Source organism: Rhodohalobacter barkolensis (genome assembly GCF_002834295.1).
GTDB lineage: Bacteria > Bacteroidota > Rhodothermia > Balneolales > Balneolaceae > Rhodohalobacter > Rhodohalobacter barkolensis.
In genome coordinates this window covers 377,356-402,560 of the sequence record NZ_PISP01000002.1, presented here as the reverse complement: position 1 = coordinate 402,560, position 25,205 = coordinate 377,356, and the positions used below count along the sequence as shown (strand labels likewise).

The window sequence follows — 25,205 nt, the reverse complement described above, 5'->3', positions numbered from 1 at the left end:
GTTCAAATTAGTCCTAAAATCTTTTCCTTTTTGTTCCCTTACATTTTGTAAGTAAAAACAATTAATATGATTTACTTATATTCCACGAGATCAATCATTCAAATAAACATTCAGGGGTATGTTAATTGAAGAAAACTATACAGATATGGAGGCTATTGTTCACGACGTTCAAGAACTTTTAACAATAATCGAGTTAACTGAACCTCAACATCCTCAGGCAGCTCACTTTCTTTTATCTCGCTTGCTTTCGATTCTATCCGTTCTAAAAGTTTGAATGCATAGTCAATGTTTATCGACTGGGATGAACCCTTCTTTGGGTTCTCCCCGGTTTTAAACGGTTCCCCTTCTCCGGTTAATAACCACGTTCCCGAACAACCTGTCCCCTTCACAATCTGAGCAACAATATCCGCGCTTGGACTTTTAATTCTTCCCTTCTTCAGTTCTGTGATCAACGAATAGTTGCGGACACCGCATTTCTCTAAAAATTCTTTATCAGTTGAGAACATTGAACTTAGTTCAATTATCCTGCCAGATATATTAGTATTCACCAAAATTTATGTTGATTTAATTAGTAATTACTAATTATCATCCAATTAGCTCACTTACAAACTGTAAGTAATCTGTAATTACTAAAAAAAAATGTTAAATAAAACTCGGCACGAAGAATTTAAAACGGCACTTTCCCTTTTCAGGCTCACCATTAAGGATTTTTCAAGCCAGTTGGTGAATCCCAATTCAGGAAAAATTGGCGTCAGCCATGCAGCCGTTATTCAGGTTAGCAAATATCAAGAACATAACGAGTGGATCGATAAAGAGATCGACAAGTTAATTGCTAAAGCCCGAATACATTTCCCAGAATATTACCAGAAACGTAAACACATACTTAAAGCGATATAGGCTCATGAACACACAATTCACACAGCTTATTGAAGTCATAGAAAACTTAGAATCTCAGGTCAAGGAACTTGGAAAGCTTGCTAATGAAACACTCCCCAAACACGAATGGCTCACTACTCAAGAGTTTGCTGAATTGACCGGACTTAAGCGGAAAACCATCTGCAACTACATTGGACGAAATAAAATCAAGTTTGTTAAGAAAAACGAACAAGGCAGACACCTCATTCACATCATGGAGTTAGACAAATGGACAAAGTAAATCGATATCAACGACAAGCAGACAATACCGGCAGTAACTATCTCACTCTGCTTACCCATATTGTTCAAAGTATGAGAAAGTACTCCGGGTCAATCCACATCAATCAAGACTTAGCGGAGTTAATTGCCTGGGACATCGCGCGGCTTCTACCCGTTGACTTCTCAATTCCTGAATCGACTCAGCTAACTGTTAAGGAAGTGATGACGTTTGCCGAGCAGAGCCGAAAACACTCCGTATTATCGGAAAAGTTAAAACCTACAAGAGTCACGGATAACCGAACTGAAACAACCTAAAGTAACACAATCGATTTTTACCATGAATATGACCGATTCAAACATTGCCATTCGCAAGATGATGGCATGGCATGAGCTGCGAAATAAAATACTTACCAAAGAATCCTTCACTCATCGAGAGTATAAAATGATTGGCAAGTTGTTGGCTGCTTGTGAAGGAAGCATCTACCCATCTCTAAGGCAGATCAACAACTATAAGCTCAATTTCCAGCAAATGATCTGCACCGATCAGAAGGAAGCCTTTTCCAGTTTTAATGAGTACGCTGAAAAAGTCGCTGAAATGGAAGAGAAGTTTATCAGGCCATACGATAACATCTTTAGGCCCTCCTAACCAATAATCGCACTAAACATTCAGCCTGGGACGACCATAAATCATGATTTCTACAAGACTCCAACAAATACTCGATGAAATTGAGTCTAGAGGTTTAAAAGTTGAACACCGTGGAGACTACATTCAGACGCAATGCCCCTGCCCTTTTCATGACGATAGAACACCTTCTGTTACCTGGAAAAAGCAACCGGATGGAAAAATTTCGGTTACTTGCCATGCCGGTTGTGAAGGCAGTGAGATTTTAAAATCCCTGGGCTTCAACTTTGAAATTCTCTATCCGGAATACCGAAATAGACAGACGAAACCGCAGAAAAAAAGAATTGTCGCCACCTATCCATATACCGATGAAAACGGAGAGCTACTATTTGAAGCCGTTAGATTCCATCCAAAAAGTTTTCGCCAAAGAGTTAAGCAGCCAAACGGTGAATATACGTGGAGCCTGAAAGGTGTCAGAAGAGTCATCTACAATCTTCCGGATGTAATCAGAGCTATTGAAGAAAACCGGCCTGTTTTCCTGGTTGAAGGGGAAAAAGATGCGGATGCACTCGAAAAACGCGGACTTGTTGCTACGACTACCCCCATGGGAGCCGGTAAGTGGCAAGACTCCTATAACGAATTTTTTAAAAATGCAGATGTAATCATTCTTCCAGACAATGATGATCCGGGCCGTGAACATGCGGTATTGATTACAGAGAAAATTGGTGGAATTGCCAAGTCCATACGGATACTTCAACTACCGGGACTTAAAGAGAAAGAGGATGTATCAGACTGGCTCATGGAAGGTGGGACCAAAGATGAACTCCTGGAGCTTGCATTCAATACGGATGTAGTTAGCACAAGGAATGAAGCAGTGGCCATTGTTGGTGTCGAGAATAACAATGATGAAGGCCCTTCTGTAAGGCAACTCAACAATCATTTTTTTGAGGAGAACCACAGCATCTATTCAACCGGTGAAGATCAAAGATTGGTTGCTGATTTCGCCATTGATATAAACTCAATTGTAAAGGATGATCGGGAAGGACGGATCTTCTATATCAATATTCGGGAGTTGAATCGTGGAAAGTTGATCAAAACAGACACCATTGAAGTTCTTCCGGAAAGCCTGGATGATGTACGCAGTTTTTATAAAGCGATCCGGCCTTATACCATGGGGGAGATTATCCAGGCACGTAACGATAAAGTGAAGCCTCTTTCCATTTTTAAATGGTTGCTTTCTGGATTTGACAAACCAATTGTCCGCCGTCCGGATCACGTTGGATTCATCCAGCCTACTGACAATGACAACCGTCCTTACTGGCTGTTTGGTAACGCGCTGATCTGCCCTCCCTATAAAGATCAACCGGCCAAAATTATTGAGCCAAATGAATCCGATGAGTTCATCGTCAATAACCGAGTTGGTTTTACTCTGCCTCTCTATCAATCTATGAAAGAGAAGGAGCAGCTTGCACCAATCATAAACACCAACACTATGGAAGCTGAACAGTTCATGGGAGAAGTAAAGGCTAAATTGATTGATCTGATCGGAGGTGGAGATAATACCGGTCGAGCCAAAAATTATGCGAAGTTGATTCTAGCTTATGTAGTCTACCACCTCTATGAAAAGGATCTCTACTATGCCAATGACATGAACGGGCATACGATCATGCTTTATGTCTATGGTCCTAAAGGAACCGGTAAAACTACCTACTTCAATACCTTTTTGAGAGCCTTTTTTGGGTTGCATAAAACCAAAGAGATGAAGGGGAATTCCGTAACTATTGCAGCCATTGAAAACCAAATGGGCCACTTTAGCCAACTGCCGGTCTGCTATGATGAGTACAATCCAGAATTTTCAAAAATTGACTACCAAAACATCAACGGTTACTACCACAAAACAAGCCGCACTGTCTCAGATGTTGACCGGGCCGGGAGAAACAAATTCACACCGATCCGGAGTACTCTCTCTCTTACATCCAACTTTCGCATCAACCTGGATGTTGATCAGGCTGATGCGACCGAAAGCCGTGTTGTCTATTTCGAGTACAAAAAGGAGTATCGATCCAATAACTCAGATCTGTTTGAATGGTTTGAAGATAACCTGGACAATTTAAGCCGGATCACGACTCACATTCTATTGAATCAAACGGATGAGCTTCGAAAGACAGTCCGAAGTAATGTGCGACAATTGTACCAAGCTTATAAAACCGCCCTTGATAAGACTGTAGCAAAAGAGCCCAAAAGCTACATAGCCGAGCACCGTTTAACAGATAACTATACACGATTGTTGGGCTGTTATGAGCTGATTTTTGGTACCGATGAGAATTTACGGGCGTTTATATACGAGGAATTACTGGAACGTTTTGCTGCTGCAAAAGCCAATGAAAAAGAAAACGCGCTCATTAATCAACTGATCTACCTGGCATCATCCGGACGGATTAAAGAGAGCTGGCAGTACAACTACAACAATAGTCGAGAAGAAATGTATGTAAACATCAACCAACTGTACGAAGCGTATGCAGAGTACAAGCGTGAAAATGCGATCAACAGCAACCAGTTTAAAGAGATTCTAAAAGATTATTTCAAGCAGTGCGGTGGTTTTGAAGTTGGAACTCGGAAATGGTACGGACGATACTACCCCCGCGATAATGCTGCTCCGGTTGACGTTAAAAAGGCCGTTCACAGCTACATTCTTACATACCGGCAAATCGGTAAGTCGGACAATGAATTGATAAACCTTTTCCCTCCCGGACAGGATCACACTGCATCCTTGCAACAATTTATCGATGCTAATGAAAAAACAGAAACTTCTGTAAACCCAATCATAAAGGATGAAATCGCTCCATTCTGAACCTAAATTTTTTTACCCATGATTTTTGAATGTGCAAACGAATTTCTAAAAAGCCCAAAATTTTCTAACCCTGACCCTTTTTTATAGCCGTAAATAACTATATATCAATGCCTTATTTAAGGTTAGATACATGGTTAGAAAAGGGTTAGAACAAGGTTAGATCAAGGTTAGATTGCCTTTTTTAGGGTTAGATTTTTTTTGAGTTTCTAACCCAAAATCTAACCCTAATTTGAATAGTAAAATCAATTACTTACTAAAAAGGTTAGAAGGGTTAGATTTTACTGACCGAGGATAAAAAACACACGCATTTTTAGCGTGACAAAAAAGTGTCATTTTAAAAAATTAGTTCAACTGAGAATTTTTCTTAAATATCATTACCTACAAAAAACCATCCACAGACCATGAAAAGTAGAAACAGACTCACCATTGATGAACTCGTGCAACTGGAAGTGTTTACGATGAAAGAAGCCCAGGTATATGTAGAGGAGCTGACCGGAATGAAGAAGAGCATGTTTTACGACTGTGTACGTCCGCTGCTAAAACCCAAGCCCATTGCCCGGAATTTCAGAACCCAGCGGCCCGGCCATTTGGTAGTCAAAAAATCAGATGTGGATTGGATTATTGCACAGATGAAGAGTAAGGTTTTGGAGTAACGTTCTGGCGTTTAATCGGCGATTCTGGGCATTAAAATTTAGGATTCAGAATCCCATTCGAGTCCGCTTGAAACGCTTTTAAAGTGTAGTTTATGGAAAGATTAGAGATAAATTTAACGTTCTAATGGTATGATCCTATGCCTACGCTAGTTGTTTTTGTTAGCTTTACATAAAGTAGTTCTTTTAATGGATAAATCTTTAGACCAGGCACTGGTTTTATCATTTGATAGCAGCAGGATTCTAACGATTTTCTTTTATATATCTATTTAGTCTATTCCAAGTCTCTTATGCATTTCATCCATTTCTTTATTGAAATCAATTTTTTCAAATGCTGCTTTTCGTTTCTCTTCAGGCAAGCATTGAATACAACTTGGGTACTGTATACCTTTGTAGTATTCTTTACATTGGGGACATAATTCCATGCTGTGCATATCATAGCTGTAAGCACACCTTTTACATGCAGTAATTGTATCTTCAAGAGAAAGATATTTTATGTTGTCATCTAAGCTAAGCAATAATGTTTCTTTCCTAATTTCTTCGTTATATCTGGTTTTAGCCTTTTCTCTCTGGAACCAATACTTTGTAGTCGGTAGATGATGCTTATTTCTCCATTGATCTTTTGATATAAAACACTTGTCGCGAACTTCAGTTGCTTCTTCATTTTCAAAAAAAGTTGCAAGAAGGTTATCTACCGGTTTATATATTGTTTCATCAAATTCGTCTAGGCATACTGTGCAAAGATATCGAGGAGTTTTTCTCGATCTTTCGTTAGGATATCTGCTCTCACAGTTTGGACATAAAGGGACTGGTATATAGTCATAGTTCTTTTTAATGTGTAAGCTAAATTCATCTTTATCAACAGTGGGATTAGACTCAATAAAAGATCTAGTATATTCTTTGGTTACAACTTTTTTATGTTCGTTGTATTTTATTGGATGAGAAAGATGTTGTATCGTCAATGTTTCTTTGCTGCTGCATATTTCGCATTTGTCTTTGATTACTTTAGCTCTTCTTTCTTTCCAATCTTTTGTACGCCACGATCGTTTATCTTCTTTAAAGTCCTTCCAGAATAATTCTTCAGCATGTTCCAATGAAATCCCTCCATTAGCCAACTTCTTCCTTAATTCAATAAGTTCCTTATATGTTAACATAATCAATGATATAGCTAGCGAGGTTTAATTGCTGAAAGTAGGATAATCCACTATTGATATTGAGACAGCCCTATAACGGCCCAGCGTTTAAACGGTGCAGGGATTATGATTTCTTTGAAGTAGTGAAATTAATTCCTAGCAATCAAGTTTCCATCGAACTCCGTCTGCGTCCGATTTGAAGCGCCCGTCATTTACCGATAGTGAATCAAGTTTACCATCTTTTATTTTTCATCCGTTGACTTGATATCTTCAGATTGAAGCTTCTTGTCTAATGACTCAATGTTTTCAGGAAGTACAAATAGGTATTCTATAATTGAATCCAGTAGATCAAGTAACATTGCAGATACAGTTTCATCAATATCTAATGACTCATCAAAATGTGCTGCAATATTGCGCCCTTTTCGTATCCCATTAGTTAAATCTGATAGAGTTTTATTGATATCAATATGGTTTGGAAGTTCACTTAATTGTTTTGCAAATTTTCCTTTTCGTTTGTCTTCCGGGAGTAAAGAAAGTGTAATACCTTCGAGCGCACGTCCACACATTATTGCAGCAGGAATCCACTGCTTAGCATTATAGGCATCAATAGCTTCCAAGTATGCTTTTTTCACTCTTCCTGAAAAAATTTCGGAATTTTCAATTACGCCATGTATTGGTTGGCGAACAAGTTTAGGAGTCGGGTGGATGAATAATTTATAATTTGGCTTATCTTCTTCACCCACTTGAATAAATCGAGCCTTAAAGTCGCATGTTGGGCATTTACCACGCATGGAAACACCTTGAAGGTGCGATTCCTTCTGATCAGTCAAGTTCGCAATAGGTGCAATGCTGAAAGTACCTCTTTCACCACATTCTGGGCAAATAGTATTGATTGAGACGGGATACTTCCCAAATTTATTATTCTTTCGCCAACTCCGAGTTGTACTTTTTGATATCTGATACATTATCCAAATTTGTTAGTATCTGTTAGGTACATAGCGACCCAGCGTTAAAGCGGAGAGCCGAGTTGCTAAATTTAGGTCCCGAACCCTAAACGAGTCCGCTTAAAACGCCTTATTATAGGGCGATTTATGAATAGTTTAGAACTGATTCAAAAGTTCATTCCAAATATACACCAGCACACCCTTCAGCGGAAATGCAACCTTTCATTCTTACAGTTGTGGTATCTCCATCATTAAAATTTTTTTCTATATTCAAAGAAAATGAACGACCTGCTCGTCTATAGTTAACTATTATGTTTATGTCGCTATATCCACCTGGCATGCCATCATCAAGAGTGAATTTTTGTGAGTCACCAACATCGATTTCAAGATTATTAAACTCATAATTAACGAGGCGGACACCGGTAATTGGATAACTATCAGTATTTTGATTCACAACCTTCAAATAGGGAATTTGTGATTCTTCACTAATCTCTTCTTCGGTATCTTCATTGCTATTGACTGACGATTCACAGGCAGTGAGTGCTATAAATAGTCCTACAATGATGAAAATAGTCCGCCATTGAACTTTGAAATTTACGTGCGTCAAACTTATATCCATGATACTGTTCACATATTTAATTTTTGTTTCGCCCTATAACGGTTTGGCGTTTGTGCGGCGTGGCAATCAATAAAGCTATTAGCAACAATCGTTTAGACATCCACAGAAAACGCTTGTTAGCGGTCAAATAATTGTTTTTATTACGGATAAAAGATTAATGAACTCTTGCTTTAATTCTGCTTCTCAGCTGTGGTTCAGAAACTTCAAGAGCCAAGTCAATAATATCTTGAATATTTTTACGACTGTAATTAGTACCAAGCCACCAACCTGAGACTACTTCAACTGAATTATCTTCAGCTAAATCAGGACGTCCCGGATAAAGTTCATATTTATCTTTTGCCAAATACCTTCTTTTCCTTCCATGTTTTCTCGAAGCAAATCTTTCAAGAAAAGTATCATCTTCTTTTGCTAATAATTCAAATAGGGTGGTCATTACTTCACGAGCAGAACCTGCTGAAAAATCTTGATCCTTAAATGTTAAACTGTAGTCTTCAACTTTTCGAGTTCGAGATTTTTTGGATGATGGTTTACTACTTTTTGTAGATCGTTCTGATATGTTACGAACAGTTTTCTTTTCAACTCTTGGTGTTCCATGAGAATTTATTTGTTCATCAAGAAACCTACTGCAAACATCCAAATCGGGCTTATAACCACATAAATCTTCTACTTTTTCAGCTAATAACTCTAATAGTATTGAATCTTGTTCTTGAAGTATAGATTCCCATGCTTTAGGTAGATTATTTGCTATAACTCTAAACTTTGAGACATTTTGGTAATCAGATCGGGCTGACTTTAATGCTTCTCCCGATGTAACATTCTGGTATTTTAAGTATCGAACAAGTCGCTTTTCAATTTCATCAAGACTTCTTTCAAGCAAATCTATTTTATAAACTCTTCTTTCATCATAACGCCCTTGTTCACCAGGTAAGTAAAAACTCCATTCTTGACCATCAGTTAAAATTGCCATCGGAACTCCAAGATGAAATGCATATTCAAATAATTGGCGGTCAGCACCATCTGATAACCCAACATTCTTTACTTCAAGAAATACAGCCGGCTTATTTTTTGGATGACACAATGCATAATCAACCCTACGATTTTCTACCGAAAATTCAGGAACTACTATTGACGTATCAAAGACTGGCCAGCCAAGTTCATTTAAAGCTGGTAAAAGAATCCCTTGAGAAACTGATGCCTCTGAGGTAAATGATCCTTGTCGGAGCCCATTTTGCACTTTTTTTAAGTGATCAGATAGTCCCATGTTTTTATATAAACTTAGAAAAATTTGTGAATTAATTTATTGACCGCTTTAGACATTATTCATACGAGTATGCAAAAAAGCGCTGAACTTGTTTAAAATGTATTATTGAAACGACAATATCGATATCTGCACCCGATGATATATCACATCCGTATAGTGCGCAGATTAACACCAATGACACCCAATGACCTATCCGCGTCTTAGTTACAGTGCTTGTTAGCAGGCAGGTTCATTAGTTTATTTAAAGCTCTTATGGGCATTATTAAATATTGTTTTCCAAAAATTGTCTTGGTCTATTTGGGGATACAATTCTTCTATGGCTTTACTTACTTCATAAGCAATGACAGCTTTATAGAAATCATTTATTTCACCCGCCACCTTTTTATATTGTTGCCACATATTCTTCAAATAACTTTCTGCAACTTGTTGCATTATTGAAATATTTAAACTGTCAAATTCAGAAAGAACAGAATTTATCTCTGGTTTAAAACCTGTTCGCATCAAAATCCCCCCTGTTCTTTGTTTTGCTTCTGGACTGTCAGCAAACTGTTTTACTTCTGTAAAAAAAGTATCGTTAGAAGTTTCGTTACCATAAAGTTGCTTTAATGTAGTATTTGCCTGTTCGAATCCAAGACTGGCAGCTTTTTTCAAGTCTTTTTTTGCTTTTTCATGTTCTTCACTGTTATAAAAATAGACTCCTCGCAAAAAATAAGGTTGGGGATAATCTGCATTTATAGTTATTGCGTTTTCACAATCATCTAAAGCGCCACCCCAATCATTTAAACTCATTTTAACATTTGCCCTATTCCCATAAATTTTTTCCTTCGGAATGTTAAAATAATTACCATTTATATTTTCATTTTTGTGTAAATCTTCAGAAAGATTCTCAATTGTAGTTTTGAATTCTTTAAAGTATTCAACTGATTTGTTATAGTATTCTAAAGCTCTTTGAAAGTTATTCAAATGTTGAAGGCATAGACCGATACGAAAAAGTGCATTATAATGGTTTTGATGTATTTCCAAATAATATTCGAAATCTTTTATAGCATCTATATACATCTTTAAATTTTGCTTAGTGTACCCACTAAGATAGTAGAAATAAGGGTTTTTGGGATATACTGAAGTAGCAGAGTTGAAAATTGAAATAGCCTTTTCATTATTTCCTGCCTCAAGCTGTACCGTTCCTTTAATTTCTAAAGCAATTTCTTCTCTTGATGATTCATATATTTTATCTGTATTCATTGGTTTAAATAAGCTCATTTTTTATAGTTAATAAAAGATTAATCAATCCTGTTTTATAGCTTCTTTTTTTTCTCAAAAAAACATTACTAATCGCTACTCATTTCATATTAGTATCTAAAACTAACTTGAGAGAATGCGTATCAATAATTTCAAAAGTAGATTTGATTGTTAATTCTGCTTTAAGAAAAAACCAAATCTTTTCTCGAAGTAGGTTCTCCAATTTGTAAGCCTTGACGTCAACAACAACTTTATAATCTGGATAAGTGCACGGAATAATTTCCTTTTTCCCATTCAGCTTAGTTATTACAACTTTAGTACAACTTCCAAGTAGTGGGTCCGCTTCGCTTTTTATTTTGTTAAGCTCAGATATATGCATGTAGTAAATGAAAGGTTTTAAGCCAACTGATACTTAATTAAACAAACAGGCTCAAGTAACACGGCTCTCGTAGAATATCTGATTTTATTGTTTTATGCAATCAAAGCATTTCAGTAGGGAACTTATACAACATTGTTGAATTGGTTTATGTCCAAATTAGTACATAAAACATAAGTCATATTTATAAAGGCTCGATGACTTCGTTTCTTATACGAAAGGGGATCAATCCCATTACTAGTTGCTCAAACACTTATTTGCAAACCACTCATTAAGCAACAGAAATTCATAAAATAGAATCCAAATCTACCACCGATTAATAGATACCCCTTTCTTTTTTTAGTCAAATGATTCAAACCGTTCCGCATTAGTCATATAGTTCCGTACTGTTCCGATTTAGTCTATTTGTTCCATTTTATTCCGCAAATTTCCTATTTATTCCAAAGTAGTTTTAATCCTTTCGAAACAGTCAAAACCGCACTTATCTGTTGTTTGAACCTCTTTTCCTTGCCAATTTATGAGTGAACCTTTTTCACTTTCAATTCAATGGCCGAAACAGCTACTCACTTATTCGACAATATTGAGTCTCCTACCCTGAACGGTTCTTCACCTGAAATGAACGTTCGGCATATACCCGGTCGTGGCCGTCCAACCCTGGATGCCTACCTGGAACCGGAAGAGATAGAGGAAATCGCTGTAACATCGGATAAAATCCTGGAGAACTACCCTTTCTTTGGTACGCTGCTCAAACAGGAGCACGGACACTATCGCCGTAAAGAGGTAATCACACGGCAAAACCCTCAAACCATTGAACAGATTGAACAGGTGTACGGCCCCGGTAAGTATCAAGTGCGGTTAAAAAAAGAGAATGGAACCGAAGATCAGCTTCATTTCCACATTCACGATTCCGGCCCTGAGATACATTCGGTACAAGAGCAGCACAATCCTCAATCCTTGGATCAACAGTTTATTGAATCCATCCGCCGTGATATCCGGGAAGAGACACGCCGGGATTTTGAACAGATCATTGATACGCTCGAAAAGCGGCTAAAATCCAAAGACGGTGAACTTGATGATATGGTGAATAAGGTTCGCCGGTTAACCATTGAATTGACCGAATCTGAACGGCAATCGAATTCCCTGGTTCGCAATGAAACATCTGCCTTTCAGGAAAAGATTGAACAGCTCAAAGAGGAGATCCAGGAGTTGAAGTTTGAAAATTTTGAGCTCCAGCAAGAGTTGAAGTATGCCGATGTGGACACCGGATTTGACCTGAAAGAGATCCTGAATGATGCTCTGAAAAATCCGGAACTGTTTAACCTTATTTCGCCGCTGATCCAAAAATTTCAACCGGCCCAGCCGCAACCTCAACCGTTGGCCGGACTCAATCAGCCTAAACCTTCTGAAAACAGTCCCAAAGAATCTACACAACCGGAAAACAAAAGCAATCCGGCGCCTGAACAGAACAATCCCGAAAACAACATGCAGTATATCGTCAATCAATTTTTTAGCCAGCTTGTGCAAACGGTAACATCTGCCCTGGTGCAAGGCCAGCCCGGTCCGGAAACGATCCGAAGGATTTTGAACGAAGGGTTACGCACGTTTGAAACCCACAACATTAACGCAGAACCCGGATTCTGGATTCAGGTATCAAAAACTCTGATGGAAGTAGCAACCAACCATGATATTCCGGCCCAAAAAGCTGCCGATGTGATCGCTCCGGTACTTGAACAGTTTAACGGTGCTGCCGATCAGTTGAAGTATATACCGGCAAAAGCAGCCGCGGAGTTTGTAATCGGCAAGTACGGTGTTCAGCTTAATGAACAGCACAAAGCCTACTTCATTGAGCTTCTGAAAGAGTTTAAAAACCGTTTAAAAGCAGCTTAATTCTCCTTTGAATCTACCGACGATCCATACCGAAAGAGTCCCCAACAGCCCGATCCCAGGCAACAACGGCAGAGCCTCCCATCACAGGGATGGTTCTGCCTTTTTTACCCGTGTCGCCTATCCCGGACTGGACGGAGTGCTTTCCGAAATAAAACGCCTGGTGGATGAAGGTAAAGGAGATCCGGCCGTTCGGTCCAAAGCGATTGAGATCACCCAAAATATTCCGGCCGATCCGCGAACGGGCCTGCCGAATCGCCGCAACTATGGCAAAATTGCCGATGCGGTTTACTCTTGGATGAAAAAGAATATCGCCTATGTGAATGATCCGGACGGTATCGAATGGCTGCAAACAGCTTCAAAAACTCTGGAGCTTGGATTCGGCGACTGTGATGATCAAAGTGTGCTGGCCGGTGCCCTGCTTTCATCAATCGGCGTTCCGGTGCGGTTTCGTGTGGTAAAAGCCAATCCGAAGAAAAAAGAGGCGTACTCACACGTCTATTTGCAGTATCACGATAAGAACTCCTGGAAAGGATTTGATCCAACTTTGCATACCAAAGCCGGGGATGAGCTTGCGGATCATCAAATTTTTGGATCGCAAAAAGTTGATCTATCTGATGGATTGCCTGGAGTTCAAAACATCAAGCCCATTATCGGGCTTAGCGTGGTTGTTGGGATCACATATTTGGCCTATCGCCAGTATACATTAACCAACAAAACCAATTGATATGGGTGCTTTCCTCGGACAAAACGAAACGTTAGAACTGCGAAAATCGGGTTTTCAAAACAGTGAACTTGGCTGCCCGGATTGCGGCATGAGTGATGGACTTGGAGCAGATCCGGGAACAATCATTACCACCGCGGCAAGTGTTTTTAACTCTGTGAGTGGCCTCTTTGGTGGTTCCAGTTGCAGTTCCGCTCAAAAACAGCAAAAGCAGCAGATCGCAGAGGCCATTTCAACGTACCTCACTCCAACCGATATGAGAGATTTAGTGCGTGGAATGGAATCGAATGTTCAGCCAACGCCAACCAATATGGCTCACTTTTACTTAGGTGGCAGGGATTGTAAACACAAGAATGTTTCGCCGGGAGATCAACAATTCCTGGACAGGCTCCCACAGTTGATTGCCCAGCGTGAGCAGGAGTCCAAGGCCGCAGAACAACAGCAATCATCCGATAACGGCCAACAAACTGTTCAGGCGGGTTACGGTGGATTTATCAAAAATCCATTTCTGATTGGCTCCCTGGTTGTTGGAGGCGGGACAATCGCATATCTGCTAACCAATAAAAAGAAGAAGTGATGCAGACTGTTAAGATTCAACCACTCGGCGAGTCAGCTTGTGAGCGAATTCTAAATCGTGAAACAGACAGCCCGGAAGATCGAAACTTCATCCGGATCAACAAAGATCATCTGCCCTGGATCATTGCCGGTGTAGCAACATTAATGATGATCACAAAAAGACGAAAGAAGGACTAATGTCTCAACTACCGGTGTTACATACTGAGCCGATTGATCAGCCGACCGGCAGCAGATTGGAACGCTTCCTGGAAGCGGGAGAGGAGATCTACAACGAAATCCAGAAGATTCGCGGGGAGCAGCCAACATCTAACGAATCGCAAACCGATCCACAGCCAAAGCAAAACCTTTTACCGGATAGAGTGAAAGACTATTCCAACCTAACCGGTGCCGTAATATTAGCGGTGGCCGGTGCCATGTTAACCAAACGAATTTTGTTTTAATGGGCAGCCTTCCAAACATATCGCAACCGTTTTTATCGGATTCAGGACTATCAGATGCCATTAGCAGCGACTACGCCGATGTTCGCATTATTGAGCGTATTCCGGCCCGAGGTATGCCTCCATCTGGAGTACCGTTTTCGGTTCGTGTTCAAGTTCAAACCTACAAGACCGGCGGCCCTGCCCTGTTTCGCACACCATTTGCCTGCTTGGATGCCTTTGTAGCTGTCCGCGGACATGGTAAGTATAACAATCAGATTTTAGGCGGCGGGTTCATTCGTACGGATGCATTCTCGAACTGTCGAGGCAGCGCTATGATACAGTTCGATCCGGTATTCCGTCCAGGAACCGATGATTATGTTCAATTTGAGTTATATCCAGGGGGATCAACCGAATGGTTTTCTGATCAAACGACACTCCAAGATGTGAAAGACGGAAAACTTGAACCGATTGCCATATCGCAGCACATGAGGTTTTCGGATGATCAAAAAACCCTGGAGAACGCCGGAATCATACAGCATGAAGATCAATCGAATCTGTTCACGATGATTCAACCGGCCTTTGCCGATGTGCGAAAAACCCTGCTTACAGTTACGGCCCTGGCCGCCGTTGGGGTAACGGGTTATTTCCTTGTGTTGAATAGCGGAGCGGTTCGTCAAGTGGTAAAAAAAGCAGCTAACAGATGATAGGATCAAAGAGTATAGAGATCGAAGATGCACAGATCATTTCCGAAACTCTTGGAGATTCCGGAAGTGGTTTTATTGATTTTATCGCCCGTCAGGTGGATAAGCTTACCAGCCGCAATCGCGGTTCCTGGATAACCGAAACAATCATTCTTTCCGATTTAGCCCAGGACAATGAAGCACTACGAAATGAGTACCGGGCCAATAAATCACAGATCGACTCTTATTTCGACCAGGTAGATGTTCAAAAAGTGATGAAAACCATTGCTTCTGAACAGATCGAACGAATTCAATACACCTTTTCCGAACGCACGAAAAACAATCTGCCCGGCTTTATGATTGGCGGATTGACCGGTGCGGCCATTACAGCAATCATTCTTCAAAAGCGTAAAAAATGATTAGTAGTAAAGAACTTGCCAAAAAAGAATTTACCGGAATTACACTGCCGGAGCCGTATGCAACGGTACTGGGTAAGCTGCCCGAAAATTTCTCGATGGCCATTTGGGGCCCTGCCGGTTCCGGAAAAAGTACCGTTGCGGTAGATCTTGCCTGGGTATTGGCAAATACCCTGGGCAAAGGGATCTACTGCAGCAGTGAAGAGGGTGCCGGGCCTTCCATGCAGAATAAGATTAAGCGTCTGAAAGCGGAACACCCGGATCTATATGTAACCGACTTTGACGGAATGGAAGATCTAAAGTCTGCCATTAAATACAGCGGAGCTAAATTCTGTATTTTCGACTCTGCAAGCATGAGCCATATTAAAGTTTCCGATATGGAGGCGTTTCATGACTTCTGCAAGCAGAACGGAGTAGCGTTTCTGTATATCCTTCATGCGACAAAGACCGGTGATTTTAAAGGGAACAGCTACCTTATTCACATGCCTGATACGGTGCTGCAAGTTCAGGATGGAGTTGCTCAAACCACAAAGAATCGTTTTGCAGATACCCCGAAAGAGTTTGACGTAACCTTTGAAGCCGAAGAAAGATCCAATCCAACCGATAATCATCTGCCTGTTCGAAATAATCCCGGAGTGAATAAAGAGGATCTACACGGACTGGAATTGATCGAAAACCCGGCAGATGTAGAAGATCCCATTAGGGAAAACAAGGCCGTTTCCCCTGATGAAATCTACCAGATGATTACCGACCGGGTGATTGCTACGATTGAAAACGCCGGTGAACTTCCCTGGCATAAGCCCTGGAAAGGTTCCGGTTTGGGTAGCGGTATGGTTGCAACAAATTTTGTCAGCAAAAAACCGTACCGGGGAATTAACTTCTTTATGCTCAACACCGAGTGGGACGGCGAAAAACTTGTGATGCGAAAGTTTGACAACCCCTACTTTCTCACCTTCAAACAGGTGCAGCGATTAGGTGGGAAAGTCAAAAAGGGAAGCAAAGGAAACGAAGTTGTCTATTTCGTACAGCTGTTTTCCTACGAGCAGAGTGATCCCAAACTGGAGTATGGCACCTACTCTTTAGATAAGTTCAAAAAGTGGTTAACCGACAATGCCGACAGTATTCTTGGTAACAACAGAACCGTTTGGAGAGACGACATCCCCTACGCTACTCCAAACCCGAATACCCTTGAAGAGCTGTTAAGCCAGGCTGAAAATTGGTACGTGCCCATCCTGAAATACTACAATGTGTTTCACGCTTCCGATATTGATGAAATCGATTGGGGAGAGCTGCCAAAAAATGAGAATATTGAACGACCTGAATTTCAAAAGATTCAGATTGCAGAGGCCATTTGGGAGCATTTCCCCAACGCTCCGGAAGTTCGCCACCAGGAACAGAGTGCATTTTATCAGCCGGTTACAGACCATATCAACATGCCGGTTCCGGAAAGCTTTAATTCTGAGCAGGAGTATTATTCTACTCTATTTCATGAAGGTGTTCACTCAACCGGCCACTCCTCCCGGCTGAACCGGGAATTTGGCAGCCGATTTGGAGATGAGAAGTACAATTTTGAAGAACTTATTGCTGAGTTGGGAGCGACCTTCCTGTGCAGTGAATCCGGTATCCTCTTCCACACCATAGATAACAGTACCGCCTACCTTCAAGGATTCAGAGCGCGTCTGTTAAAACAACTCGAAGAGGATAACCGGTTCTTTTTCCGTGCATCGAGCCGGGCCCAGGAAGCCGCCGATTACATTCTTGACCGGGATGAAGAAAGAGTACCGGCCTATTTGAAAAATTTATCACTGACCGATCAGCCCGAAAAACCTACAACCGAAATAGAGAGTGAACCAGCAGATAAAGTAGAAACGACTGCCAATACGCTTCAAAAGCTAAAACCTTTCTTTTCCAACTCTCAATACAATACGGTTCGCGATTACCTGAAAGGAGAAGAGGGTTCAGCCTATGAGGATATTGTTCAAAAGCTGAACCAAACGATCCAATCTATGCCAGAACTCTACGAACAGGACGGCAAAGGTGATCAGGCCGTTGCCTATTTGCACTACTTTAAAGGTGGAGCCGATTGGTATATCACAGAGAAAGGAACGCCGGGCAATGAGGCCGAACGAGTCTTTGGTTTGGCCGATCTATACAATGACGGCGGCGAGCTTGGTTATATGGATCTGCGAGAGTTAGTCAATGCAGACGTTGATCTGGATATGCACTGGACTCCCAAAACTCTTGGAGAGATCCGCGGCATTGAAGAGCCTACCGGTTCAACCATTCCTCCGGAAGCCGGAGAAAAATATATGCTCAAAGGCAAGCGAATCAAAGTAGATGAAGTGGTTGATGTGGCCGGTGCCAAATGGGTGAAGTATGCAGAGCATGTTGGCAGCCGGAAAGATGGAAATACCATTGTTCACAATTACGAGGAGCGAATGATGCTGCTCAAAGATTGGGATAAGACCGCCAATAACGGTCAGATTCAGAAAGAATTTTCCGAAGAACCGGCACCGGACAAAACAAAATCAACTTTTGGAAAAATTGGTAAAAAAGTACCGGTTGACTTCAAAGCGGATGGATCAGAGAAGCACAACGGCCATTATCAACTGATTGAAGCAGCAGACCTCACTGCTTCCCACAACAAAGATTGCAGCGCAAATTCAAAGCATCGAATCAGCCGCGGCCAGCCGAGAGATCGAAGTCTGGACAATCTTTGTGCACAGCCTAAGTTTATCGCTAAAAATCTCAACCCCGACAGTATCACCCGTGGAAACTTGGCATTCCACGGCGCACCGGTTACAACCGCCGATGGAATGGTAATCCAGGGGAACGGACGATCCATCGCACTTAAAATTGCCTACGATGAGATTGAGAAAAGCGGCAGCAGGTACAAGCAGTTTTTAGCCGATAACGCCGATGAATTTGGTTTTTCTGAATCGGATGTAACCGCAATGAGCAAACCGGTTTTGGTTCGCATGTTGGATGTGGACGATGAAGAAGCAATCCGATTGGGTAACATCGTGGACACCAGCCAGGCAAAAATGAACCGGATCGACCAGGCCAAAGCGATGATCCGCGGACTAAAAGCCTCCCAGCTTCAAGCCATTGGGCGAATCATTGGCAGCAGCGAGGGCGAAACCATTGGAACCATTATTGATGATATTGGCATTCAAATATTTGACCAGGTGAAAGATTTGGATCGTACCGGACTGATCGAGAAAAACGAGCTTACCAGTGATGGAAAAGAGTTTCTGCGATCTGTTTTAACCGGAATCATTTTTGATTCGGACGAACACAAAACCGCACTCCGAGACTTCCTGGACAATCCGCGAACCATTCAGGCCGGAATTGAGCGAAGTTTCGGCAGCATTATTCCGCTGATCAACCAGGATGGAGATATTCGGATTCCATTACGGGAAGCGGTAAGTATCACTGCCGAGATCACGCGCAACGATGCGTTCGACTCTGTGGAAGATGTCATGAGCAGCCAGGATATGTTTGACGGTGCTAAAACACACAGCCAGCAAGGGCAAGATTTAGCGCGGTTCCTGATAGCTGCAAAAACACAAAAAGCGATCCGGGACGGATTCCGCGTATATGTGGATCACATTAAAGGCAGAGAGGATCTGTTCAATCCGATTGAAGCAACTTCCCAGCCGGAAGCGTTCAAGGCGGCATTTGTGGATCGAAAAAATCCGCCGGAGCATATCATAAAACTCTATACCCCGGAAGAGTTTGGCAAAGGTGATATCATTCGCGACTACTACGAAGATGAAAAGTATATCATCACCAGCAAGCGAAAAGATAAGGTTTACACCAAGCACGTGGATTCCGGAAAACGGGAGATTTTCCGAAAAACTGCCAAACGGTTCCTACCAAACCGGGAGGAGACTCCCACGATGGATCTGTTTGCCGATCTGCGAGTGAACGGCCCGTTATCCTATATGGGAATCACGGAAAAGATCACGATTGAACAGGGGCGTACGACCAAAGAGCTATCGGGTAAATTCCCAACCTTTTTGAGCAAAGATAAACTGTTCATTATCCCTGAATATCGTGTCCAGCAGGTGAAGAACAAAGTAACCAGCCGCCGGGCCGTTGAAGATTTTGAAGAGTTTCACAACTACAACGCCAGTGAGATTGATTACAAAATTGATCTGCCGGTTGAGGAAAAATCCGTACCGGTTGGAACGGCAAAAGCAATTTGGTACGCCTCGGATAAAGTGATCCAGGAAGGTGATCATAAAGGCAAGGTGAATCACTATGTTCACGAATTTGATGAAGGGAAACGACCGGCCATAGTGAAAGGTGATGTGCTCATCATCGGAAATATTGATTGGGATGCCAGGGGGCTGTTAAACTAATGAACGTACGAACGACCGGCCCGTACTTCGGGCCTAAACAGAAACCATAGTAGGAGTTCGCAAATGGCAACAGTTTACGCGAAAAATCCAGCAGAATTAGTAATCCAAAACCCTCATAAAAAACCACAAAAGAAGATGGCACGAACAAAGCGAAAGCGAAATAAAAAAGGCCGGTACACTTCAAAGCGAAAGAATCCGAGCGATTTTGTTTCCACAGGAAAGAATCTGTTTCTGCAATACGGACTTGCTGCACTTGCAAGCACCGGTGTTGTAAAAATGATTAGTGTTGGTTTGAAGAAAACCGGCCTTAACCAGTCCATGAAAGAAACTGTACTGATTGCAGGCCCAGCAGTGGGCGGTATTCTTACCAGCATGTTTGCAAGTAAAAATAACGCCATTGCCCAGGGTGTGGCAGGCGGTATGGTCTTGGCCTCAGTAAATAGAGCCAGTGATAAGTTTATAGGAGGCAATGAAGATGGAAGTATGGCAGATGCCAATCTGGGTGCGACCGACTTAATTGTCAAAGAAGATGGACTTTTATATGACCAGAAAGGCAATGCTATTGCCAAAATAGATCTTCCCGGTGCCACCGGTTCCAAAGTCACTCAAAAAGCATTGACCGCCGGATTCGATACGATGTCGACTCCGAGTAACATGCTTGGTGATTTTGAAGGATACAGCGGCTACGAATCCGGAGAAGTCTGGACACCATAATACATCAAAAGACAGGTTGTTGGGGAACAGCCCGGTAAAGGATTTCAGGTTGTTGGGGCAAACTGAAACCTAAGACTAAAAGGAACAACCATGTCTTTTAAAGCAAAAGTACCCTTACCAGCAGGCGTTGAAGTGCTTCGCCGATACGACCGAAGAGCCATTGATGGCAATACATCAAAATTGAGTCTCTTCACCCCTTCGCCTACCCCGAATGATCCCGACAACAATTACGTGAACAATCCGCTTCCGGGCGCGAAAAATCACGTAGTTCTTGCCATGTCGGTTGATTGTACGCTGCAACTGATCAAGTCTGCAGATAACATCGATCCGGTAGCCGTTGTGAACCGTCTCAAAGATGCGGTGATCAAAGTGGAAACCAACGGTGGACGTGAAGAACGTATCCTTCACCCATTGAAGGACTATATGAACTTCTCTCAAACCCGAGCCGCGGTAGCTGCAATCGCCGATGGCGGCACACCCGTTGGTGCTATCAGTGAATCGCTGATCACCCTCCAGGCAACCGGCCCGCGTACTATCGACAACCTCTTCTTCTTTGAGCCGAATGAGAGCTTTACCGTTGAAGTGCTCTTCAATAATGGAAGTTTCCCGGCACAGTCTGACTGGACATATGGCCGATTTGGCCTTGAAGTTGAGTTGTATCTCGGTCAGATGAACGGCCAGCAACTGCAAACCTACGACCGCCGCTTGCAGCAAGCAGCAGGGTAAAACTTGCAGCACACCAATTGTAACTGCCGGGCCAGACTAACACGGCCCGGCTTTTACCTAACCTTTGATTTTAACGCCGACGAAAATGAATCAAATTGATCAACTTATTGAAAACGGAGCCCAATACTTTACACCGGCCCGAACTGTGGAAATACCCGGTGGAGAAAGCCGAACTATTACTTTTTCCGGACTAAGTTCCCGCCGATATGGAGTGAACCGCTTTATCGTTGCCGGAACTTCTATGACAAAAATTTTAGCAACTGCCAAGTTCAACAACGGGAAAGACACAAAATTTGAAAACATTCAATTGGCAGCTATCCGAAATCTCTTTCTGAACCGATCACTTAGAGGCGCGTTTACGATAGATGATTCCACGGAGATGTATCTCACACTCACCAATACCGACAGCCAAGCACATACGGTGAATGTTCAGCTTGTGGGGTATGATGATGCACATTTGCAGCATAAACAGGAGGAATACCAGAATCGCGGCCTCCCCTTCCCTAATCCGGAGTTTGTATTTGTAAGCAAAGAAGTGGCCGCCGGAGCAACTGCCCAACGGATCTCTGTCGCTCTACCCGCATATCCGCTTCGTCTCTACCGAATTTCGGTGGCAAGTGATGCAGACAATCAACTACTGATGAGTTTTCGCCAAGACCAGGTACGCATCAAACCGGAAGTGTTTGTTTCACAGATCAACGATGAGTTTCAAAACATGGACATCATCTTGCCCCAAAATCTGCAAGCCAATGTTCCTTTTGATCTGATCGTAACAAACCTTGATTCGGCCAACGCTCACCGGTTCTCATTCCTGGCAGAAACCTATAAGATTTAATCATGGATCGACTATTTGAAATCATCTGCGTACTGATTGAGAAGATCGAAGATTTGGTTGGACAGATTGCACGATCACAGAATGGCCGCGTGAACTCTGTGATCAGTCCAACCGGTATTGGAGACGGTTCGCCACAACGCCTGGCGGCCCGTAATGATCGCCGAGTGGGTATGATCATTCACAATAACAGTGCCGCTATACTTTACATAGCTCTGGCTTCCGACCGTGTGGATGAATCCTATTACTCCTTTGCCATTCAACCCCAGGAGCATCTTTTACTTGATCAGGAAAGTATCAAAGAAACGTACAAAGAGGCCATCATGGGCGTGTGGGCAGAAGGAGCACCCGCAACCAGTGTGGCAATGGTAACAGAACTGTTTAAGGAGGAAGCATGAGCCGAATCATCAAACTACCGGGAGATGGGACCAGTAAGCCATTCGGGTTATACATCGTATCCGGAATGGTGAAAAACGGTTCACTGATCACCAGTTGGGCAACCGGCCAACCTGCTACTTCTCAAATAGATTGGGGTTTTGACTCCAATGTTGAAAACAGTACGCCGGTAAAATCACTGCCACCGAATGATCCACTGTATGATCCGGAAAGGGATAATCGGATCTACGATGTGTTCCATGAAATAGCATTCCCTCAAACCTTTATCGACCAAGAACACTTTTTCCGGGTTCGATCCACCGACCGCAACGGGCAAACACTTGTGAGCCCGGTGTATAGTGTGTATGTGAGCTCAAAAATCTTCCTTGCTTCTGAAATCGGTGAAGTATCGGTTGATTTGATTCCAATTAACATGACCCACGAAGAAGCAGCAAAAATTGGTGTAGGACTCGAATCTAAAGGGCAATTAACCAATGATCTTGTATCCACAAAAGATGTAACCATCGAACCTGCAAGTGAACCAATTGCTGTGAATCAGGAGCTCATTAGTGAACAGAAAACCACATTTGAAACCAATGTAACTCTAACAATTAACGACTAAGATGAAACGGATATCAAACAAATTAACAGTTGGCAAGGAGCATCACGGACTGGATCTCTACTGCTCGGTAAAATTGGATGGAGAAGAAATTCAACGTTTTCGGTCCAGGAGTTTCCTCGGGAGTTTTGCCTGGATGCTGCAATCGTTAATGCATGGCGGAAATACTGTTAAAATTGGACACAAATCAAGATATAGTGCAGCTAAAAATAGTAATCAAATTGGCAGTTCAGCATACGATATCACCAGCAGTAATGGAGGAACACCACTAAACATTAGAGTAAGCAGTAATTCACTTTTAGAAAACTTTGTTAATAAGGATGATGAATACCCTAATTATATCATTATTTGTGGTGCTCCTGAATTCAATGGTATTTATCACGGAGTTAAAACCGGTAGCTATAATGTAGATCTCTACCACTTAGACGGAACCCCTGTAGATGGATCAATCGGAACTGCAGTTGGAGGAAAATGTATGCCGAACATTGGATTTGTTACACGATCACTACGTTATACCGGCAGTAACGAGCCCGGCCCGTTTATGGCTTATGCTTATCAAAACTGGAAAGTAATTGTAGGCCGGAGCAACAAACCCGTTCAAGTTGATGATATATATCTATGGGATCGTATAATGCATGGATCTGGAGATGGTTTACTTGCACATGGAACTGTTTCTGTCAGCCCATTAACAACAGATAAACCCACAAGTAGATTTACCATATCGCAACCTTTCACGAATGCCGGTACAACTCCCATTGACGTTAATGAGATTGGTATCTCTTGTTCATTTGCTGATAATGGATATAGTAACGGCCAAGGTTATGCAATTGTCAGAGATACACTTGATACACCGGTTTCTATTCCGGTTGGCAAAACTCTTTCCGTTGATTATGAGCTTATTGTTCGTTTATCTCCCGACACACAGGATACCGATACAGATGGAACAAATAGCGGTTTTTTGCAAATGTTCATGAACCGTATTCGTCTGCTTGCAAACAGTGATAATTACGGCTATGCAAATTTCTTGAACTGCGCTTCATCTCCTGGCCTCGGCCACATGGTCGATAACTCCGGCCTGAATCCAAGTCTATTCGGAATCAAACTTGGAGATAATAATCAGTTCACGTCCATGACCGATGAAAAATTAAACATCAACGACATCACACGGAATGGATTTGACCACGGTGATCAAGATGGTCAGTTGTATCATTATGGTACAGATATCAGTTTGGTCAATTATGATTTTCAAAGTAATAAAGCCACGTTTTCAATAAAGCGAATATTTGAAAACAAAGGATCTGTTGCCACAGACGTAAAAGAGATAGGCCTCTTTGGGAATATCAACACATCTACAAATTTTAGTGCTCTTTCCCCGGCATTACTAGCACGAACAGCGCTTGGTCCGGCCGATCAGTTTACAATCAATCCGGGTGAGTTTGTTCAGGTTGAATATGTAGTTGAAGTGATTGCCTGATGATCTCTCCAATCCACATATCTAATCAGCTTAGTAATGTTGAACGGTTGGGATTACTTCCGACCTTTCGTCAGGCGGCTATCCGGCATCGGGTTCCGGTTACGCTGCTGCTTGCCATTGCTTCCAGAGAATCCGGAATGGGAACCGATCCGTTTCTGCTTGCCAACAACTGGACGGGACGGGATGGACATGGAAAAGGGATCATGCAGGTAGATGATCGCTACCACTCCATTATGCAGCACACTCCCGGAGATGATCATATCACAAACATTGAGTTTGCTGCAAAATTCTTGGCAGAACTGATGAACCGTTTTGACAAAAAAGTACATTCCGTGGCCGCTTTTAATGCCGGTGCATCCGGAGTACAAAGAGCCATTCAGCAAGGTATCAATCCGGATTCGGTAACAACCGGCGGCAACTATGCACAAGATGTTTTCAACCGGGAACGGATGATTGCGAAAGAGCTTGGGATAAATATTCAATCTGCCGGATTTGTTCAATTCATACCGGCTTTATTGCTGCTTAGCGGGGGATTGGGACTTCTCATTCAACAACTAAAAAGCAACTAAT

Annotated in this window: 27 protein-coding genes; 21 read left to right on the top strand and 6 right to left on the bottom strand. The window is 42.1% G+C overall.

From position 1 onward, the window contains the following. Positions 1 to 152 precede the first annotated feature (152 nt). Positions 153 to 506 (bottom strand): helix-turn-helix domain-containing protein, encoded by a 354-nt coding sequence (locus tag CWD77_RS09450; RefSeq protein ID WP_101073316.1) that lies wholly within the window; start codon positions 504 to 506, stop codon positions 153 to 155. A gap of 133 nt (positions 507 to 639) precedes the next feature. Between CWD77_RS09450 and CWD77_RS09445 the strand changes: the two genes are divergently transcribed. The 6 genes from CWD77_RS09445 to CWD77_RS09420 all read left to right on the top strand — a co-directional run bounded on the left by CWD77_RS09445 (position 640) and on the right by CWD77_RS09420 (position 5,260). After that, positions 640 to 897 (top strand): hypothetical protein, encoded by a 258-nt coding sequence (locus CWD77_RS09445; RefSeq protein WP_101073315.1) that lies wholly within the window; start codon positions 640 to 642, stop codon positions 895 to 897. A 4-nt stretch (positions 898 to 901) separates the two neighbouring features. Next, positions 902 to 1,156: a helix-turn-helix domain-containing protein gene (locus CWD77_RS09440; protein WP_101073314.1), complete on the top strand. Its 255-nt coding sequence runs from the start codon at positions 902 to 904 to the stop codon at positions 1,154 to 1,156. Continuing rightward, positions 1,144 to 1,449, top strand: a complete 306-nt coding sequence (locus CWD77_RS09435; protein ID WP_101073313.1) for a hypothetical protein — start codon at positions 1,144 to 1,146, stop codon at positions 1,447 to 1,449. Before CWD77_RS09440 ends, CWD77_RS09435 begins: the two co-directional genes overlap by 13 nt. 28 nt (positions 1,450 to 1,477) lie before the next feature. Beyond that, the gene (locus CWD77_RS09430) at positions 1,478 to 1,780 is read left to right on the top strand and encodes a hypothetical protein (RefSeq protein WP_133120209.1); all 303 of its coding nucleotides are present in this window, start codon (positions 1,478 to 1,480) and stop codon (positions 1,778 to 1,780) included. 43 nt (positions 1,781 to 1,823) lie between these two features. After that, on the top strand, positions 1,824 to 4,607 hold the full coding sequence (locus tag CWD77_RS09425) for a hypothetical protein (protein WP_101073311.1): 2,784 nt from the start codon (positions 1,824 to 1,826) through the stop codon (positions 4,605 to 4,607). Between the two features lie 401 nt (positions 4,608 to 5,008). Further along, positions 5,009 to 5,260, top strand: a complete 252-nt coding sequence (locus CWD77_RS09420) for a hypothetical protein (protein WP_101073310.1) — start codon at positions 5,009 to 5,011, stop codon at positions 5,258 to 5,260. A 266-nt stretch (positions 5,261 to 5,526) separates the two neighbouring features. Here the strand turns inward: CWD77_RS09420 and CWD77_RS09415 are convergent, their stop codons facing one another. The 5 genes from CWD77_RS09415 to CWD77_RS09395 all read right to left on the bottom strand — a co-directional run bounded on the left by CWD77_RS09415 (position 5,527) and on the right by CWD77_RS09395 (position 10,456). Further along, the gene (locus CWD77_RS09415) at positions 5,527 to 6,411 is read right to left on the bottom strand and encodes a hypothetical protein (protein ID WP_101073309.1); all 885 of its coding nucleotides are present in this window, start codon (positions 6,409 to 6,411) and stop codon (positions 5,527 to 5,529) included. 221 nt (positions 6,412 to 6,632) lie between these two features. After that, positions 6,633 to 7,355, bottom strand: a complete 723-nt coding sequence (locus CWD77_RS09410; RefSeq protein WP_101073308.1) for a DUF4145 domain-containing protein — start codon at positions 7,353 to 7,355, stop codon at positions 6,633 to 6,635. Between the two features lie 154 nt (positions 7,356 to 7,509). Beyond that, on the bottom strand, positions 7,510 to 7,953 hold the full coding sequence (locus tag CWD77_RS09405) for a hypothetical protein (RefSeq protein WP_101073307.1): 444 nt from the start codon (positions 7,951 to 7,953) through the stop codon (positions 7,510 to 7,512). Between the two features lie 154 nt (positions 7,954 to 8,107). Beyond that, on the bottom strand, positions 8,108 to 9,214 hold the full coding sequence (locus tag CWD77_RS09400) for a hypothetical protein (protein ID WP_101073306.1): 1,107 nt from the start codon (positions 9,212 to 9,214) through the stop codon (positions 8,108 to 8,110). Between the two features lie 237 nt (positions 9,215 to 9,451). Further along, positions 9,452 to 10,456: a tetratricopeptide repeat protein gene (locus CWD77_RS09395; RefSeq protein ID WP_101073305.1), complete on the bottom strand. Its 1,005-nt coding sequence runs from the start codon at positions 10,454 to 10,456 to the stop codon at positions 9,452 to 9,454. A gap of 919 nt (positions 10,457 to 11,375) precedes the next feature. Between CWD77_RS09395 and CWD77_RS09385 the strand changes: the two genes are divergently transcribed. From CWD77_RS09385 to CWD77_RS09320, 15 genes are all read left to right on the top strand, one after another. After that, positions 11,376 to 12,716 (top strand): hypothetical protein, encoded by a 1,341-nt coding sequence (locus tag CWD77_RS09385; RefSeq protein ID WP_101073303.1) that lies wholly within the window; start codon positions 11,376 to 11,378, stop codon positions 12,714 to 12,716. Positions 12,717 to 12,723: 7 nt separating this feature from the next. After that, positions 12,724 to 13,440 (top strand): transglutaminase-like domain-containing protein, encoded by a 717-nt coding sequence (locus CWD77_RS09380; RefSeq protein WP_101073302.1) that lies wholly within the window; start codon positions 12,724 to 12,726, stop codon positions 13,438 to 13,440. A gap of 1 nt (position 13,441) precedes the next feature. Then, positions 13,442 to 14,014, top strand: coding sequence for a hypothetical protein (locus CWD77_RS09375; RefSeq protein ID WP_101073301.1), 573 nt, complete (start codon positions 13,442 to 13,444; stop codon positions 14,012 to 14,014). Continuing rightward, a complete protein-coding gene (locus tag CWD77_RS15550) occupies positions 14,014 to 14,190 on the top strand; it encodes a hypothetical protein (protein WP_165779121.1) in 177 nt (58 codons plus the stop codon). Before CWD77_RS09375 ends, CWD77_RS15550 begins: the two co-directional genes overlap by 1 nt. Continuing rightward, positions 14,190 to 14,453: a hypothetical protein gene (locus CWD77_RS09370; protein WP_101073300.1), complete on the top strand. Its 264-nt coding sequence runs from the start codon at positions 14,190 to 14,192 to the stop codon at positions 14,451 to 14,453. Before CWD77_RS15550 ends, CWD77_RS09370 begins: the two co-directional genes overlap by 1 nt. Further along, a complete protein-coding gene (locus CWD77_RS09365; protein ID WP_101073299.1) occupies positions 14,453 to 15,136 on the top strand; it encodes a hypothetical protein in 684 nt (227 codons plus the stop codon). The genes CWD77_RS09370 and CWD77_RS09365 overlap by 1 nt, the downstream gene beginning before the upstream one ends. After that, positions 15,133 to 15,531, top strand: coding sequence for a hypothetical protein (locus CWD77_RS09360; protein ID WP_101073298.1), 399 nt, complete (start codon positions 15,133 to 15,135; stop codon positions 15,529 to 15,531). Before CWD77_RS09365 ends, CWD77_RS09360 begins: the two co-directional genes overlap by 4 nt. After that, entirely contained in the window at positions 15,528 to 19,895 is a 4,368-nt protein-coding gene (locus CWD77_RS09355) for a zincin-like metallopeptidase domain-containing protein (protein WP_101073297.1), read from the top strand. The genes CWD77_RS09360 and CWD77_RS09355 overlap by 4 nt, the downstream gene beginning before the upstream one ends. Before the next feature lie 135 nt (positions 19,896 to 20,030). After that, the gene (locus CWD77_RS09350; protein ID WP_133120208.1) at positions 20,031 to 20,609 is read left to right on the top strand and encodes a hypothetical protein; all 579 of its coding nucleotides are present in this window, start codon (positions 20,031 to 20,033) and stop codon (positions 20,607 to 20,609) included. Between the two features lie 132 nt (positions 20,610 to 20,741). Beyond that, positions 20,742 to 21,335 (top strand): hypothetical protein, encoded by a 594-nt coding sequence (locus CWD77_RS09345; RefSeq protein WP_133120207.1) that lies wholly within the window; start codon positions 20,742 to 20,744, stop codon positions 21,333 to 21,335. Positions 21,336 to 21,420: 85 nt separating this feature from the next. After that, positions 21,421 to 22,170, top strand: coding sequence for a hypothetical protein (locus CWD77_RS09340; RefSeq protein ID WP_101073294.1), 750 nt, complete (start codon positions 21,421 to 21,423; stop codon positions 22,168 to 22,170). 2 nt (positions 22,171 to 22,172) lie between these two features. Further along, positions 22,173 to 22,565: a hypothetical protein gene (locus tag CWD77_RS09335; RefSeq protein ID WP_101073293.1), complete on the top strand. Its 393-nt coding sequence runs from the start codon at positions 22,173 to 22,175 to the stop codon at positions 22,563 to 22,565. Then, positions 22,562 to 23,164: a hypothetical protein gene (locus CWD77_RS09330; protein ID WP_101073292.1), complete on the top strand. Its 603-nt coding sequence runs from the start codon at positions 22,562 to 22,564 to the stop codon at positions 23,162 to 23,164. Before CWD77_RS09335 ends, CWD77_RS09330 begins: the two co-directional genes overlap by 4 nt. Position 23,165: 1 nt before the next feature. Continuing rightward, the gene (locus tag CWD77_RS09325; protein ID WP_101073291.1) at positions 23,166 to 24,635 is read left to right on the top strand and encodes a hypothetical protein; all 1,470 of its coding nucleotides are present in this window, start codon (positions 23,166 to 23,168) and stop codon (positions 24,633 to 24,635) included. After that, positions 24,635 to 25,204, top strand: a complete 570-nt coding sequence (locus CWD77_RS09320; protein WP_101073290.1) for a transglycosylase SLT domain-containing protein — start codon at positions 24,635 to 24,637, stop codon at positions 25,202 to 25,204. Before CWD77_RS09325 ends, CWD77_RS09320 begins: the two co-directional genes overlap by 1 nt. Position 25,205: the final 1 nt, after the last annotated feature.